At 52.6% G+C, this 15,096-nt stretch carries 14 protein-coding genes; 1 reads left to right on the top strand and 13 read right to left on the bottom strand.

The annotated features are described in order from the left end of the window. Positions 1–1,709: 1,709 nt before the first annotated feature. The 3 genes from ABD971_RS19575 to ABD971_RS19585 all read right to left on the bottom strand — a co-directional run bounded on the left by ABD971_RS19575 (position 1,710) and on the right by ABD971_RS19585 (position 3,408). Positions 1,710–2,126: a hypothetical protein gene (locus ABD971_RS19575; protein WP_345324816.1), complete on the bottom strand. Its 417-nt coding sequence runs from the start codon at positions 2,124–2,126 to the stop codon at positions 1,710–1,712. 306 nt (positions 2,127–2,432) lie between these two features. Then, entirely contained in the window at positions 2,433–3,002 is a 570-nt protein-coding gene (locus tag ABD971_RS19580; protein ID WP_345324818.1) for a type II secretion system protein, read from the bottom strand. Positions 3,003–3,105: 103 nt separating this feature from the next. Next, positions 3,106–3,408, bottom strand: a complete 303-nt coding sequence (locus ABD971_RS19585; RefSeq protein WP_345324820.1) for a hypothetical protein — start codon at positions 3,406–3,408, stop codon at positions 3,106–3,108. A gap of 216 nt (positions 3,409–3,624) precedes the next feature. Here ABD971_RS19585 and ABD971_RS19590 point away from each other — a divergent pair, with 216 nt between their 5' ends. Then, positions 3,625–3,846 (top strand): hypothetical protein, encoded by a 222-nt coding sequence (locus tag ABD971_RS19590; protein ID WP_345324822.1) that lies wholly within the window; start codon positions 3,625–3,627, stop codon positions 3,844–3,846. A gap of 526 nt (positions 3,847–4,372) precedes the next feature. Here the strand turns inward: ABD971_RS19590 and ABD971_RS19595 are convergent. The 10 genes from ABD971_RS19595 to ltrA form a co-directional block, all read right to left on the bottom strand. After that, complete coding sequence (locus ABD971_RS19595) at positions 4,373–5,386, bottom strand: DUF1559 family PulG-like putative transporter (RefSeq protein WP_345324824.1); 1,014 nt, start codon at positions 5,384–5,386, stop codon at positions 4,373–4,375. A 96-nt stretch (positions 5,387–5,482) separates the two neighbouring features. Continuing rightward, positions 5,483–6,067, bottom strand: a complete 585-nt coding sequence (locus ABD971_RS19600; RefSeq protein ID WP_345324826.1) for a hypothetical protein — start codon at positions 6,065–6,067, stop codon at positions 5,483–5,485. Positions 6,068–7,866: 1,799 nt separating this feature from the next. Then, positions 7,867–8,019 (bottom strand): hypothetical protein, encoded by a 153-nt coding sequence (locus ABD971_RS19605; RefSeq protein ID WP_345324828.1) that lies wholly within the window; start codon positions 8,017–8,019, stop codon positions 7,867–7,869. Between the two features lie 763 nt (positions 8,020–8,782). Further along, a complete protein-coding gene (locus ABD971_RS19610) occupies positions 8,783–9,859 on the bottom strand; it encodes a TlpA family protein disulfide reductase (protein WP_345324830.1) in 1,077 nt (358 codons plus the stop codon). A gap of 275 nt (positions 9,860–10,134) precedes the next feature. Continuing rightward, positions 10,135–10,695: a leucine-rich repeat domain-containing protein gene (locus ABD971_RS19615; RefSeq protein ID WP_345324832.1), complete on the bottom strand. Its 561-nt coding sequence runs from the start codon at positions 10,693–10,695 to the stop codon at positions 10,135–10,137. A 264-nt stretch (positions 10,696–10,959) separates the two neighbouring features. Next, entirely contained in the window at positions 10,960–11,340 is a 381-nt protein-coding gene (locus tag ABD971_RS19620) for a hypothetical protein (RefSeq protein ID WP_345324834.1), read from the bottom strand. A 175-nt stretch (positions 11,341–11,515) separates the two neighbouring features. After that, a complete protein-coding gene (locus tag ABD971_RS19625) occupies positions 11,516–11,854 on the bottom strand; it encodes a hypothetical protein (RefSeq protein WP_345324836.1) in 339 nt (112 codons plus the stop codon). Positions 11,855–12,127: 273 nt separating this feature from the next. After that, positions 12,128–12,781, bottom strand: a complete 654-nt coding sequence (locus ABD971_RS19630) for a hypothetical protein (RefSeq protein WP_345324838.1) — start codon at positions 12,779–12,781, stop codon at positions 12,128–12,130. Positions 12,782–12,851: 70 nt separating this feature from the next. Further along, positions 12,852–13,394, bottom strand: a complete 543-nt coding sequence (locus ABD971_RS19635) for an SMI1/KNR4 family protein (RefSeq protein WP_345324840.1) — start codon at positions 13,392–13,394, stop codon at positions 12,852–12,854. Positions 13,395–13,635: 241 nt separating this feature from the next. Beyond that, the coding region (gene ltrA, locus ABD971_RS19640; RefSeq protein WP_345324842.1) for a group II intron reverse transcriptase/maturase at positions 13,636–15,096 on the bottom strand (1,461 nt) is incomplete at its 5' end.

The following is a 15,096-nucleotide window of genomic DNA, read 5'->3' on the forward strand; positions in this document are numbered from 1 at the left end:
AAAGACAAAAGCAGAACGATGGGGACGCGTTATTTCGTCTTAAAAATTTTTCTGTCGCACCAATCTTTCTGTCTACCACTTACCTCGATCCACGAAAACATCTCTCTGCAACGAGCAGTGTCGTACCGCCAGATGTCGCCGGCGAGAATCAATCTCCCGCTTGTGGCAATCATGACACAGTCGAGCGCTGCCGAGGAAAGGTTAAAAAATCACTGGTTAGAAAATAAGAAGCGATTGCTTGAGCAAATTAGGAGCGAACAAGGATCGGTACTTGTTGGGTCGCTTGAAGTTACCCAGCATGACTGGCACACTAACTATCGCTAACCCGGGACGAATGACGCTACGTCATCTAGCTGTGAAAAACAGCGGCATTAATGATGCCGAAACTGCGATGGATTCGCTGCTCAGTAGACAAGTGCGAATGGCGACCAATTACAGGTAAAAACATGAAGTCAGAAGAAAGGGGCACGCGTTACTTCGTCTTAAAAATCTTTCTGTCGCACCAATCTTTCTGTCCTACATCCGCTATTGTCCACCAAGCACTCCTCACTCCTCAATCCCGCCCGGTCGTCTTCAGACCATGTCCAATCCACAACATGTGCCTCATGGTTCCCCAGATTGCTGTAACGGGATATCGCTAACCACGGCGGCTGACGTGGATCCAATCATAGCGAGCGCAACGACCGCCAGTAAATCCGTTTGCAGACGCTCCAACATGCATGAAGACCGCCCGAATCGCCGAAACGATTGCCATCAAGTAAGCATCGCCAGTCGGCAAACAGTACGGATCAGATGACACGCGTGGACACGCTTGCCATTACCCACCAGCCCTGCCGCGTGCTCGCCTGCTTCGGATGGTTCTGGCTAAACGGCTGGAACAACGCAGGTGCCCCATTCTCGCCAGAGCCCAGAAGTGCACCCAAGCCCGGTGCCCGCAGCATCACTCTTGGCAGAGAAGACATGGAACCACAGATAAACTAAAATGGACGCAGACTTTTAAATGGATGAATCTGTGTTCATCCGCGTTCATCTGTGGTTGGCTAAGTTAATGAGCCGAGAACCCCAGTGATCGACCACGCGGCAAGCCAGACTGAAGAACAGTCGCCACTGGAGACAGGCACCGAACTCCGCGGGCAACACGCGATAGCTGCCACGTCGAAGGCCCACAACCCCATTCCGCCACGCCCGCTCTTCCGCCAGTTGTTGATGGGGTTTGCACAGGAGCAAACGGAGACAACAGAGCTCCAGTCGGCAATCCCACCGTTGACACCGTTCCCTCCAGCGAGCCGCTGCACGAACCACCGAGTGATCTATCGTCGCGGACCAACGCAGGAAAAGGCAAGCTAAACGATGCAGCTTACGATCGTTCGAACCGTCAAAAACGAAGCGTCACCAGGAGTGCGGTCGCAGACGGTCTGCGCAGGTCGCGAAACACACGGCCCGCAAACGCATCGGCAGGCTATTAGAACATCCAGAAAGCGGCCCAGTTGCTGGATCCAGCTTGGCACACCGGGCCATCCCCGCCGCCATCATCAGTCCTGCGGTCACGCGACAAGAAAGCAAAACCCTTAAATTCTCTAGGTGATCGCTGAATCTTCAAAGCGTTCCACCGGCCTTCTAGAATCAAGGCCTTGAACATCGACTCCGCTCGTGCCTCGCTCCGCGATGTCAAAGCCTTAATTGTTATGCCGTCTGGCTTGCGTTGTCGGTCACGAAAGCGACAGCAACAACCTTCGACCGTTCTTACGAACAGATTCGACGGCCGGTATCAACAGCTCAAGTGCTTCTTTGGCACGTTCTGGATCGACTTTCTCTTGTTTCTCGGTGATGTTGACTGCTTCAAACTGGTCATTTAGAGAGTGGATTGCTGAATCGAATTCGCGTACCGCGTTAATGAATTCTTCGAATCGGGCAACCTCGCCTTCCCCCCAGAACTTCTGAATCCATGCAAGATAGACGTACTCCTTTTTCCGAAGTGTCGAGATCGACTCGTTATATTCGGTGATCAGTCCCGTCAGTGACATTCTGTTTGTCCATTCATACTCGATGAACTCTGTATTTAGTTCCGCAATGTAGATATACTGGCTGACCTCAGTCGCTAACTCTTCGCATTGCGTCGTTCGCAAGTCAGCGCGATTCAGCGCGATTCAACGCGAACTTCACTGATTCAGTGATCCTTGCGGAAAATAGCCCAAGCATTGCGATCACCAAACCGACGAACCACGTCGCCGTCTGCGTCTTGAGAGACTTCAGTATTCCATCCAGCAGTCCACTGGCACGAGTGTCGTCAGGATTTGGACATACATCAGACCTCCAAATCACGGCATAACGTCAACAATCACGTGGTTGCCGCGAACGACTCACCACTTCAATCAACTCAACTCGGCGACTCACGTGCATCGTTTCGTTCGCCAGTCTTTAGCTTCACGTAATCAATGTGGCGGAAGCCCTGCTCCAGCCTCGGTGAAATTGAAACCAGATTCCGCCCAGCCTTCAATTACCTTTGACTCAATAATCTCGATGTGGCCGTCCAAAAAAAGGTAGTTTGCGGTGTCGCCTATATGCCGACTGCGAGCAATATACTTGTCTACGATTGGCAGTACCAATCCGGCGGTGATATTGGTGGTTGTGAACCACGTCTCCGGATTCATGTCCGGCGGTGACGCCGGATCAACGACAAGAGGGCCGCCATTATGCTCCAACCATTCCATTGTCGAATGCGTTGCGTTGAACACCAACGGATCATTTTCCATTTCGAGATTGCGAAAGTATCCAAAGCCATCGGGCGAGTCAGGACAGGGAAATTGGTCTCGAAACAATGCGGTATCAAAGTGGAAACAGCGCAAGTTGTTGGCACACTGGGTCCGGCGTGTGGTAGCTCTGGCGGACTGGACTGCGGGTAGCAATAAAGCGATGCAAATCCCAAGGATGAGGAACACCACAAGAAGCTCAATCAGTGTCACACCGTCGCGCTGCAGTGAGGAAACTTTTAGAACACGCATGTTGACTCTGGCGAACGGTGGAAATCACGGGGGGACGGAGAGTTGATCATCCATTGTAGCAAACGCCGCAAGCCGTCCTCTCGTGCATGCCATTGTTCTGCTTTCACTTTGTTGCGGGAAAACTCATGGGTTCGGCCGTCGGACCGATGGTAGCCAATTTCTTGTTCGGTAACCGAGAAGTGGAGTACGTTTGGAAACCGGGAAACTCTACATCCCCGATAGCTCGTGACATTTCTTCAATCGAGGCGACGGAGCTTGGCACTGCGGCGCGACGTACTGCAGCAGTGACCCGTTCGTATTCCTCCTCAGCAATTAGATCCATGGCGTCGGTGTACTCTTCGTAGTCGCCGAAGGGCTGTGACATCCTAACGTGTTGTCCGCGGTACTCGATCGTGAGGTTCGTCATCGTATTTGAGTCGCGATTGGCACAGCCAAGTAGTAGCACCACGAAGACCAGTGTTAATCGCATTTAAACAGCAGAACGTTAGGTTTTTGCAGGCCGGGAGAGTTGACGTCCCATTGCCAAAACGCCCGCAAGCCCGGCTCCGGGCGAGTAGAACGGTGTCTCTCGGATGCTAGGATACGCTTTGTGTTCACGGTTTGCCACAGATTTCTCCTTGGGGTGTCACCATATTTGATCCTTGTCCAATTGATCACCGAACCCTCTCAGAACCGGACTGGCGCCGCCGGCGCATCCGGCTCCCAGCCGACACCTCTCACCTGGCATCACTTCGCACTCCCCAATCGCGATCAAGTCCGCGTCACCAGCACTTGCCCCGTGGAAATCCATCTGATTCGCAGCGAATACCGCTGGCAAACGCTTGCCCGCGAATCACGCCAATGATCGCGAATGAGTGCGACATGACAAAACTGCCAAGGGACAATCGCGCCGCAACCTACGACTCGAGCTAACCGCGGAACCAGCGGCAATCGAAGACTTGTTGAACCATGTACACAAATCAATGCCCCCGGAGCCCAATAAAATCGTCCTCCCCTGATGTCCAAAAACAGGCAAAAAAATGGGTGACAAAAAGATGAAGATCAAAAAAATCCCACGCGTTACTTCGTCTCAAAAAATTCTTCTGTCGCATCACTCTTTCTGTCTGCCATCCGCTTTTTCACCAGGAGTGCCAGAGCAACGATTCAGTCTGTGCCATGCTCACTCCTCACTCCTCACTCCTCACTCCTCATGACCGTGTCTCCGTGTCTCCGTGTCTCCGTGTCTCCGTGTCTCCGTGTCTCCCTGTCTCCCTGTCTCCCTGTCTAGCTGTCTCCCTGTCTCCCTGTCTCCCTGTCTCCCTTCCCACTCGCTCGTCTTCAAGCCATTTCCAGTCCGCGACGTGGATGTCATGGAGATCCGTCATGTTCGGCTAATTCGTTCCATCGTTGCGGCCGATCATCTTGGAGAGGGTTTTCAGATCGGTCGATTCAGATAGATAGGTGACAGATCCGTCGGACATCGCAACATAGACGCCCTCAGCGTGGTTCGAGTAGATCGATTGCTGGTTGTCGTGATTGATCGAGAATTTTCCGGGCAGTAGCCTCCACGTCAGTGAATTGCTAGCGGACCAAGCTATCTGGCCAGCATACGTGGCGTCTGGGTTAGTCGATGTCGCATTCGGCAGCCCGTCAACCATGTGCAATGGCCGACCTCCGCGTTCCACGACCATAATCGTTTGTGAAAGACCATCGGAAATGTCTTTGAAGCGTCCCTTGCTGTGCGCAAGCAGGAGTTCTTCGGTATCCAGTGGATTGCCATATGGGTTTACACGAAAGTTAGGTTTCCCCCAGACTCCCCAAAGGATGCCTTGCTCTGCACCAGTGCCCGCCAAAGCATCGTAGTCACTCCGCACCACATGATATCGATCCTCAGGATTGCGATTGGAGGGATTTCGCTTCTGCGGAAACGACATTCCCGTATCGGAAGAGGGCGAGGTTCCGCTCGGGCAGATGTAGCTCGAAACGACGGTGTTGGCTACCGTTTCATTTACTCGATCAGTTGCCAGTACGTGCCAATCGATGGCATCGTGAAGCGATGACTGTTCCATGTACGGCAATAGGGCTGCCCGCCACGAGTGCATGTGGAACTGATCCCACACTTCGAGCGGATAGCTCAGTGATGTACCGCCGTAGGGAGATGGGAAACTCTTGTGCGAATTGTGAAATGTATGCACCGCTAGTGAGGTTTGCTTCAGGTTGCTCTGGCACTGGGTCTTGCGTGCGGATTCTCGGGCTGCTTGGATTGCCGGAACAAGGATCGCAATCAGGATAGCGATCAGCGTAACGGTGACGACGATCTCAATAAGCGTCAGTCCACACCGTTGTATCTTGTTCACGCTGGTCTCGGCTTGCATACGGTCGCGAGGCATTTTGGGATCAAGCATTACTGGTTTGCGATAACGGCGGTGATGTGCGGGCGGCGCCGAACGAGTTTGCCATTGCCAAAACGGCGACCATCGCCGCTCCGTATCATCGCATGGTTACGCCTCTTTGTTTGCTCTGCGGGCGAACTGGCCCACGGTCAACTGGTAGTTTAGCACATTGCCATCATCGAGCCGTATCGTATGCAGAACGTTCTGTGATTCTGTGCGGGTCACGAACGACAATTGATTGAACGCGATACGTTGATCGAATACATCCAAATCGGCTTTGGATCTGAGATCCGTACATTGGACCGACAGCCCGTCGCCCTCCGTGACGATGACTCGAAAGTCGCCAAATACTCCGTGTGTTTCCCATTCACCGAGAAATGGTTGAGGATTCTCTGGGTCTTGATATGAATTTCCCATCCAGATTACCGGAAAGCCGTCGAACGTTTGCTTCAATGGCTTCGGGCAAGACGTCAAGTGTTCGTCGTCCACGGTTAAGTGCAAAACGTACGCACCACCGTGATAGATGCCAACGTAAATATCGGTCACAGGGAACGCAGAAGACGCGGCAAGCCGCGCCGCGGCCATGGTTGGAACCCAGAACATCTCGTGGGTGTAGGCGTTCCATTTCGACAGACACGATTGCCGGACATCGTCAGGCAAAGCAAGCCATTCGTTATAGTTCTCAATCGTCATTAAGGACTGATCCGATGGCGATAACGACACGGTTCAGCGGGGCCGTGCGAACGATTCTCCACTTCAAAAATATTAACTCGCGGACTCAGGTGCAACCAAGGATTCCCCGCTCTCATCCTGCGGCTTCGGTGATCGCGAAACCCGCAAAAGCAAGTTGAGCGCAACGGCAAGCATCCAACCTCCGACAGCGTACGTGAAGATCATTGGTGCCTCAAGCGGCCAAAACTGGCGATATCCTATCAACGCTCCAAGAAAACCCCCAAGGTAACATCGAAGAATGTCAAGAGCATTTGTTCGGGTCACCAAGCAGATCAGGGCAATGCCAGGCAAGCCAACCATCGAAATCAACGAAGGGTGACCGATCAACGGCCTTGATGCCCAGGCGTAGATCGTGATTGCAAGTACGAGCGCGAGCCCAACTTGCGTTCGGGAAAGCTGTCGGTTGAGGCGGGGCATCGAGATGCGTTCGCGGATGACGAGGTCACGTTGAGCCAAGGTGCAGCCAGCGAAATGAATGGGCTAGTGATTTCAGTCGGATAACGCCACCGATCACGGGGCAGCGACGAGTGATTGTCCAATTGAAAACGCTCGACTTCGCCGCTCGGGTGCATTGGCGGGTTCCCCGTACTTCAAACACCATTGCAGTCTATCCCATGGCGAATCGGATGACAGCTTTGAAGTCTGTAACCGGCCATGGCGGTGCTTCCGCGCCCGGGGGAGCGATGTACAAATAAAGGTTGGCCTCACCGTCGATCAGAATGCATGTGGCACATTCGTCGTCAATTCGACCAACAGGGTAGTAGTCGCGTCCGTCAGAATTTCGTGCGTTCAGGATATGTTGTATATCGTCGTCGCATTCGACCGGTGAGATCGTGACCTCTCCCCGAACGTCAATCGTAAGGCCACCATAGCGTCTTAGAAATTCCTTTGCGGCGGCGTGTATCGGCAGTTCTGATGGGAGGCTGAGCGTCGACAATTCGCATTAGTACGATTCCGACCAGCCTGCCCGGCGAACAGCAGCCCAAACATCAATCGGGCCTGGGCGACCGTTGATGAAGTCGCGTAGTGATGCGAGCCACTTTGGTATGTGAATTTCCTTTGTCGGGGAACGTCACGCGTCACCCTGTACGCGCGCGAGACTTTCAACTTCAAGACCGCCCGACTCGCGTACTTGGGGCGAGTAGAACGGAGTCTCTCGGGTGTTAGGATACGCTTTGTGCTCACGGTTTGCCACCGATTTCTCTTTGGGGTGTCACAATGTTTGATCCTTGTGCAATTGATCACCGAACGCTCTCAGAACAGGACTGGCGCCGCCGGCGCATCCGGCTCCCAGCCGACACCTCTCACCTGGCATCACTTCGCACTCCCCATCGCGATCAAGTCCGTAATGCGAGCACTCCGGTTCTTGAAAATTCGCCTGACTCGTGGCGAATACCGCACCTAAACGTCTGCCCGCAAATCCTCGCTAATCACTGCGAATGAGCGATGCATGACGGAATTGCGAACAGAAAAATGGTTGACAGAAAGATGAAAACCGAAAAATTGAGGACTCGCTTCTCAGCCTACAAATTTTTCTGTCGCAACAATCTTTCTGTCTTACACCCGTTAATCCTTGGCACGTGCGAGCACAACAAACCAGTCTGTACCGAGAACGCCGGCCAGCAAGCCAGACTTCCCTCGTACGGCATTACCCGAAGTCAACGGAACTATGCAGTCATCCGATTCCCAAAGAGTCATTTGCCTTTGTCGCCTTTTCGGCTTCGCGGGCATACTCGATTTGTCATGATTGGAGTTCATAGTCAGATCAAGAACTTTTGGGCGTCACTGGTTGCCTTGAAGACGCAGTGCAAAAGCGCGAGTGGATCTTCGACTCCGGGACTCTCGATGTCGCTCGCCAAGACGCGACCGCGAGTTTCGCCTTCGGGCGTGCACACACCGTGGGCAGCATCCAACAGGAAACCAAAATTTCGGAGCTAATCCCGTTCACGGTCGCGCAAACCACCTGCGATCCATTCATCCTCACTACCTCTGCCGTGTACGCTTCAAGCTACGACTTCAGCTAATGATGCCTATACGCAGCCTGCAACACTCAACACTGGGCCTGTGGCTAGCAGTTACCCAGGCGATCCTTCGCACCCGCTCGTCAATCAGACCTTGCCAGTCCGCACGTTCACCGATTTGTTAGCCGTCATCCGCAATACGCATTGGATCAACGGCAAAGGGACAGCTTTCCAATTGGTCGTTTTCCGTTGTCTGTGCTTTATCATTGCAGGCTTGGCAGCATGTGCGCCACGCAATCCCGGGACCAATTTTCCCGCATGAAGAACAAGCATTCGTAGCTAGCCCTGCGGTTGTTAACGCAACAAATACAGTAAAGCCGCAGATCGCAGCAAATAGGTCAATGGGTTGCAGCATGCTGAGCGTTGACGCGACTGCAAGCAGAATTGCAATCGCAAGTCCAGGCATCCACAGTCGGTGCCTTATTCGTGGGTGAACGATTTCGGAAAACGAACCAAAGATCGCAAAATAAACGAACGTTGCGACTAAGGAGTAGTCAAAAAGCCATTTTGTCATTGATTTGTGCCGAATGCTGAGTCCAACAGTTGTGGGCATCCCAGTCGGGTAACGACCCGCATCACCCGGCACGCGCGGAAGATTCTCAATTTAAAGAACGCTCGGCTCGCGTGCTCGGGTGCACGCGAGGGTTCTGTGCGTCTATCTCTGTTTGGACACGTTCGTCTCAGTCTCAGTAACCAGTTGCTCAAGAGGTTCGCCAAGTTCTTCACGGCGAAGATGTTTGAACCGAATCGTTCCCTCCGGATCCAGGACATAGACGGTTGGCCAGGCTCGAACATTCCAATTAGTTGTAATGGGTCCGTCGATGCCATCGGGGCCATTCCAGAATGACCGCCAAGGAATCGCATTGTCTCTAACTGAATCCTGGGCAGACGTTAAGGTGTCGTCCGCATTTACGCCGACAATTACAAATGGTCGGTCCACAAATTTTGCATAAAGCTCTTTTTCGTGTGGAATGTCCCCGATGCAAGGACCGCACCAAGACGCCCAAAAAACTAGCAGCACAACCTTGCCACGATGATCACTTAATCGCATGGGTTTGCCATCTACGTCAGCCCCAACAATATCAGGTGCAGTTACGCCGATTGCCAAGTGTCTTAACTCGTAAATTTCGCGACGAGCGCGATCGCTCAACTTCTCGTCGCCCCGCGCTGTTGGTACGTCAGGATAGTCTGAGGTGACCAATTTAAAACAGCGAATCGCCTCGGATTGAAGTTGTTCGATGTCTTGATTAGCAAGAAACCGGTCGAGATTCGCTCTCACGCGAGAGTCCGAATATTCGCCAAAGGCACCTACGCCTGGGCGTTTCGCCCATGAATTGGGCAGACACATGTCTCGTTTCTGCGACAAGAGTCTTCCAAGAAAGAAGCACGCTTCGGCACGGAGTTCGTTTGAATCGCCTTCAACCATAAGAGTACGCAAGAAATTTTCAGACTGCTTCGATACGCGTACTTGGGCACAGAGGTTGCGAAGTTTCTTTTCGCGGTGCTTTTCTAGGATCAACTCGATCGCGCGTTCATAATCGTCAAACAAATCTTGATCAAACTCACCAACGGAGTTCCCCATCTTCAAAACTTCCAAAAGTGCATCAAACCCCTCCTGGCTCGATCCAGCGTCTTCCGCGAAGGAAGTGAATTTCGAAGCAAATGACCAGCCGGGCCATTCCCGATAACGCGCGATCGAACCGTCCTCAGTCTTGACGCCGTCATATTTCACCTGCCACGCCTCCGTACTCGAAGCGTACTCACGCTGAAGCTGTTGGAATTCGTCCTTCAGCGATTGGGCAACGAGGACGTCGACGCAGAGAGCAGCAAGAATTACCGTGTAAAGTAGATGACGCATTTTTCAAACTCGGATCTAAGCACAGAACGGAAGCGATAACCGAGTCGCGGCGGGAGATTGTCAATTGTCAAAAACGACGACTCCGCGACTTCGGTTGATCGTATGGTTCGTCTTTATCGCGAGGTCTTTCACGCAGTTGAATCCTATATTCAGTCCATTACTTCACAGTCGGGGAGTAATTTTCTCAAATCCATAATTCCCTCTTTCGTTAAACCGGAATTCTCGAGGTGAAGCCTCTCAAGATTGCTCAATAAAACAAGATTCCCAATCGCAGCATCGGTAATTTGAGGATTGTCCATAAGGACCAAAGTTTTTAACGCAGGAAACTCTTGCAAACCGAGCAGTCCATCGTTGGTTACTGCCGTCCCGCTTAGGTCCAAGGTAGTTAAGACTGGAAGTGAACTGAGAGACGACAATCCTTCGTCACCAACTTCCGTGTGGTCCAATACAATAGTATCTAATTGTGGCAGTGTTGTTAGGTGCTCCAGGCCATCGTCAGTAATTTTTGTATAACTGAGAAAGATACGTCCGTAGTGAACTCTCCCTAGGATGACCTTTAGGTCCTCGTCATCGGCATTCGTTTTTTGGAGGTTTACTGTGAAGACTTTGGCTATCCCCCACGATTCAAGTGTCTCGTCGGAAGCTCTTGCTCTGACCCAATCCGGAAGATCGGAGCAATCAAAATAGGTCGTGCCACCAAGAGAACTCACCCTGTTACTAAGATTTCGTCGTTCAAAAAAGGGACGGAGCAGAACAAGACCACATGCGAATGCTGCAACAAACAGAAGCATAGATCTCAGTGTGAATCGTCTGAACCGACGTGTGTTCATTTGGTGGTTGCAAATTGAGAGTTGATGAGGGCATTAGTCCCACGTTTTTATCCACTAGACGAACGACCGGCATCACCGGGTGGGGAGAGTAAAGTTGTCCATTTCAAATTCGGCCGCAAGCCCCGCTCCGCGTGAATGCCATGGTTATCCCACAGACGTGGCGGGTCGTGGCCGACGAAGGCGTTCGATCATACCACGAAGAACCACGCGATCTTCCGGCAAGTAGTACCTGTAGTGTGCCATCACCTCGCTGCCAGTGGAATCGTGCACAGAGAAGACGCCCATCCACTCACTGACGAATTCAGGATCGACATCGCCAAGTTCGATGGATACTGGTTGAGAGCTGAAGATCAAGGTGGGTCCAGACAGCGTGCGCCCATCTATGTTGACGTCGAAGTTGCGAATATCGACCGCGCAGGCCCAAAACGCCGCGCGTATCACGACGATGAATACCGCCCAGCCATACGGGATTTGTAACCATCGTGTAAGACAATAGATCACGATCCCAATGGACAAACTACTCATCGTAGTAGCGAGAAAAAATCGCCATCGACTTGCCGCGAATGTTAAGCGTGGTGGATCGGGAGAATTCACGATATTTGCATGGGATAACGGTAGCCGTGACCGGGGACGGCGATTAGATTTTCCATTTGTAAAAACACGATGCCGTCCTCCGTGTGAATGGCTTGGTTATCCGCCGCTAGTTGCCAGACGGTTGAACCGCCGTCGCATCAACGGAAGTAGCGGAGTCCTTCGGTAGCGTTTTTTCAGAAGGCAGCTTGGCGATCAAGTATTGCTTTGAGCCAGTCCCCAGCACCGTAATCTCGGCTGGAGCCGGATCGGAGCCCTCGATCGCAAACGTGAATTTGTGAAGACCCTTCGGAAGAACAAATACAGGTGTGATGTCCTGCGGTCCAACCATCGCATGCCCGACGAAATCACCGTCGATCGTTATTCGGATAGGACGAATCTCGTCAGCCGGAAGAAATAGATTGCCAACTCGAGCCATTGGTTTTTGGGCGCCAACCATTCCGGTCATCATTGGTTGCGTTCGAGACTGTTGCGATTGAGGCGTAATGAAAACAATGTGGACAGTTGAGTGTCCAGTCGGAACAGGAGCTTCGGCGAGGCATGCCGCGGGTGACATCGCAACTATGGCGAGGAAGACCGAAAGACAGCGATTCATGGCGTCATCAATTTTTGAAAGGTAGGTAGCGGATTTCAGTCGGGTAAGGTCGGGGTTGACCGGGGCCGAGCGAATGAGCAACCACTGCCCAAAGACACTTTCGAGGCCTCCGCGTCCAACCCATGGTTATGGCTTCTTCGTTGGGGTGATCCAAAACATCATACCACGAGATTTCCCCTTAGGTTCGCTATAGGTGGTTGGCGAAGTCTGTTCATGCAGCCGGCGACGATGCAAGATTATCGGTTCATTGAAGTCGCAAACCTGCGGACCATTTCGTCCAGCGGTCATGAGGGAGGCCGATCCATCGGAAAATTCGTCACGCGATTTGAGTGTTCCATCACGAACGACATTTCCGTTTCCAAAATCCAGTTTTAGTACGTAGCCAGCGTCGAGATCATTTGTGATCGACGCCGTAACCAACACACCGTTCTGTTCGGAAGGTATTTCAACACCCAGGAATGATGGCGAGGGCGCACCGCTCTTCGGAATCTCTTCGGTAACGATACCTGCGTCAAATTGAGTTCCCGGTGGTGCGAAGACACGCCACCGCCACGAGTATTCTTCACCCGTCGGCACCTCAATGAGATTTACCTTTGAAACGTCTGCGGGGACGAGATAACCCAATTCTGCTCGCAACATCTCGACTTCGCGACGCAGGACGGAGTTGCGAGCTTGAAGCATCACGAACGCGAGGACGAGCGCAAGAAACGCAACGAATACAAGGACCGCTCGTAGACTAAAACGCTGCATTCCGCTCCATGCCATAACGATTCGCATCACGGGGTGGCGGGAGTTGATATTGACTTAAAGACAGACTGGCCACCGCCACTCCCGTGCATGCGATGGTTCGTCAGTCTTCAAAGGACGGGTGGAGCTTGGTCAGGTATTCGTCAAAGCTTTCAGCAATGAGATAGCAATTCTCATAGCCCCATGGGCGCTCCGGCAATTCTCCTCCGTCACGCATGCGAAAAAATTCCTTGATCGACGGGGCAAGACTTGGGTACTTGGACAGGGTTTCCGCCGTCCAGAAATATCGCATTTCAGTGTCTAATGCATAGACACAGCCGTGGTCTATCCCGGCAACAGAAAGGCACGTCGTCATTCCGAAATGGCCATGAGCAATGCAGATCATATTGCGAGGAGTGACGTCTGAATCAAGTAGCCTGAGCATTCCTTTGAGGTTGCCAATCTCTACAATGTTCGATTCCCCAAACGGTGTCGGTACAGCACATTCCGCAAGCAAATCGTCAACGTAACCACCACCGTTAGTGTCTTTCAGAAACGAGAGCAACTGCTTGGGTAGGGTGACGCCAATAGCACGCTCAATATCTGCGACAACCGACGCATCAAATGGTTCTTTAGCTTCGAGTCTGAGATGGGATGGCCAGGGCATATACGATTTTCTGACGAACGGTGGTCGTAACCGGGCGACCGCCCAAGAGTTTCCATTTGTAAGCGCGCTGCCGGTCGCTCAGGGCGAGTAGACCGAGGTCTCTTCGGTTTAGGTTAAGCTTTGCGTTCCCTGTTGGCCACCGGTTTCCCTGGTGGTGTCACAAGATTTTAACCCTGCCTCATTGACCCTCGGCCCCTCTCAGATCCGGACGTGCGGGGCTACCGCATCCGGCTCCCAGATTTCACTTCTCACCGCCACACACCCCCTGCCGGTTCATCGCGATCAGGTCCGTCAAACATTTCGGATTCGCCAAAGGATGAAGATCCGTGAATCGATTGAAATCGGTCCAGTTCACATAGCTCTTTTGACTGCGACGACTTAGGTGACGCTTTGCCATCCGGCGAACCTTGCTACGGTACGCCATCAGCATCGGCCAATTATCATTGATCCCATAGTACTGATAGTGCCCGCGAAGTTTCGCGTTCAAGACTTGCCACATTTCGCCAACCGCAGTGGAAAGCTGATGATGAAACCAGAGCCGCATCTCTCTCAACTTCACACGCAGCTTCTTCCCCGACGTTTTCCTCTTCAGTTTGAACTTGCCCGCTCTTGAGAGACCGCAGTAGTGAGTGAATCCGAGGAAATCGAAGGTCGCTGGGGCCCCTTCACCTCGCCGCTGGCTATCGCGACGCGCGAAACGTCCAAAACGAATCAACTTTGTTTTCTCCTCGGCGATGGATAACGAGAACCGGTCAAGTCGCTTGGGCAAAACCGCTTGGTATCTCCTCGCGTCCGATTCCAACTCGAAGCAGCAGATAAAATCGTCGGCAAAGCGTATCAAGTACGCTTCACCGCGAAGTCTCGGCCGCACCTCTTGTTCGAACCACTCGTCTAACACGTAGTGCAAGTACACGTTAGCTAACAACGGTGAGAGACTTGCTCCTTGTGGAACTCCGTCTTCGGTCGCCTGCAATTTGCCATCGACCATCACACCCGCTTTCAGGAAACGGCAGATCAGCCGAAGCATCTTGCTGTCGCTGATGCGTTTCCGCAAAAGCTCGACAAGACGTTCGTGAGACACGTTATCAAAGAAGCCTTTGATGTCGGCGTCACTGACCCAGTTCACTTTCCGCGTCGCAATGATCCCGCCAAGATTCGCTAGTGTCCCGTGACACGATTTCCCAGGGCGATAACCATACGAAAAGTCATAGAAGTCGACTTCGTAGATTTGCTCCAAGATCATCACGATCGCGCTTTGGACAAGTTTATCCTCCACGCAAGAGATACCAAGCGCTCGCGTCTTCCCATTCCCTTTGGGGATGTTCTTACGCAAGCTTGGCATCGGACGATAGCTGCCCCGGTGCAGTCGACTGAGCAGTTCCCGAAGATTCCCTTCGAGATTCTCTTCGTAGTCTTCCACCGTGACGCCATCGACTCCTGGCGTTTTGCCTCGTTTCAATCGGCGAAAGGCGTACCATAGCAGCTCATAGTTGAGCAGCGAGAAGAGGTTATTAAACACCTCTTCTGGGTGCGTCTCCGCTCTTTGGGTGATGCGATCCAAGCGGTCCAGCACCGAAGTCTCACCACTGAGTGTGGGCGGTGGGGCGTCTTGGTCGCGAAAAATCCTGACCGCCTTCCCTACACCGGTATTACCCGGCTTCTCGCTACCCAATTGGACTTTGGGCGGCTGCGGTACTATGCG

Source organism: Novipirellula rosea (assembly GCF_039541335.1).
GTDB classification, from domain to species: domain Bacteria; phylum Planctomycetota; class Planctomycetia; order Pirellulales; family Pirellulaceae; genus Novipirellula; species Novipirellula rosea.

Bases quoted from the DNA above. Each gene is read 5' to 3' on its own strand.
- ABD971_RS19580 (WP_345324818.1), bottom strand. From the start codon at position 3,002: ATGCGTGTTCTAAAAGTTTCCTCACTGCAGCGCGACGGTGTGACACTG.
- ABD971_RS19585 (WP_345324820.1), bottom strand. From the start codon at position 3,408: ATGACGAACCTCACGATCGAGTACCGCGGACAACACGTTAGGATGTCA.
- ABD971_RS19595 (WP_345324824.1), bottom strand. From the start codon at position 5,386: ATGCTTGATCCCAAAATGCCTCGCGACCGTATGCAAGCCGAGACCAGC.
- ABD971_RS19600 (WP_345324826.1), bottom strand. From the start codon at position 6,067: ATGACGATTGAGAACTATAACGAATGGCTTGCTTTGCCTGACGATGTC.
- ABD971_RS19620 (WP_345324834.1), bottom strand. From the start codon at position 11,340: ATGAGTAGTTTGTCCATTGGGATCGTGATCTATTGTCTTACACGATGG.
- ABD971_RS19625 (WP_345324836.1), bottom strand. From the start codon at position 11,854: ATGACCGGAATGGTTGGCGCCCAAAAACCAATGGCTCGAGTTGGCAAT.
- ABD971_RS19635 (WP_345324840.1), bottom strand. From the start codon at position 13,394: ATGCCCTGGCCATCCCATCTCAGACTCGAAGCTAAAGAACCATTTGAT.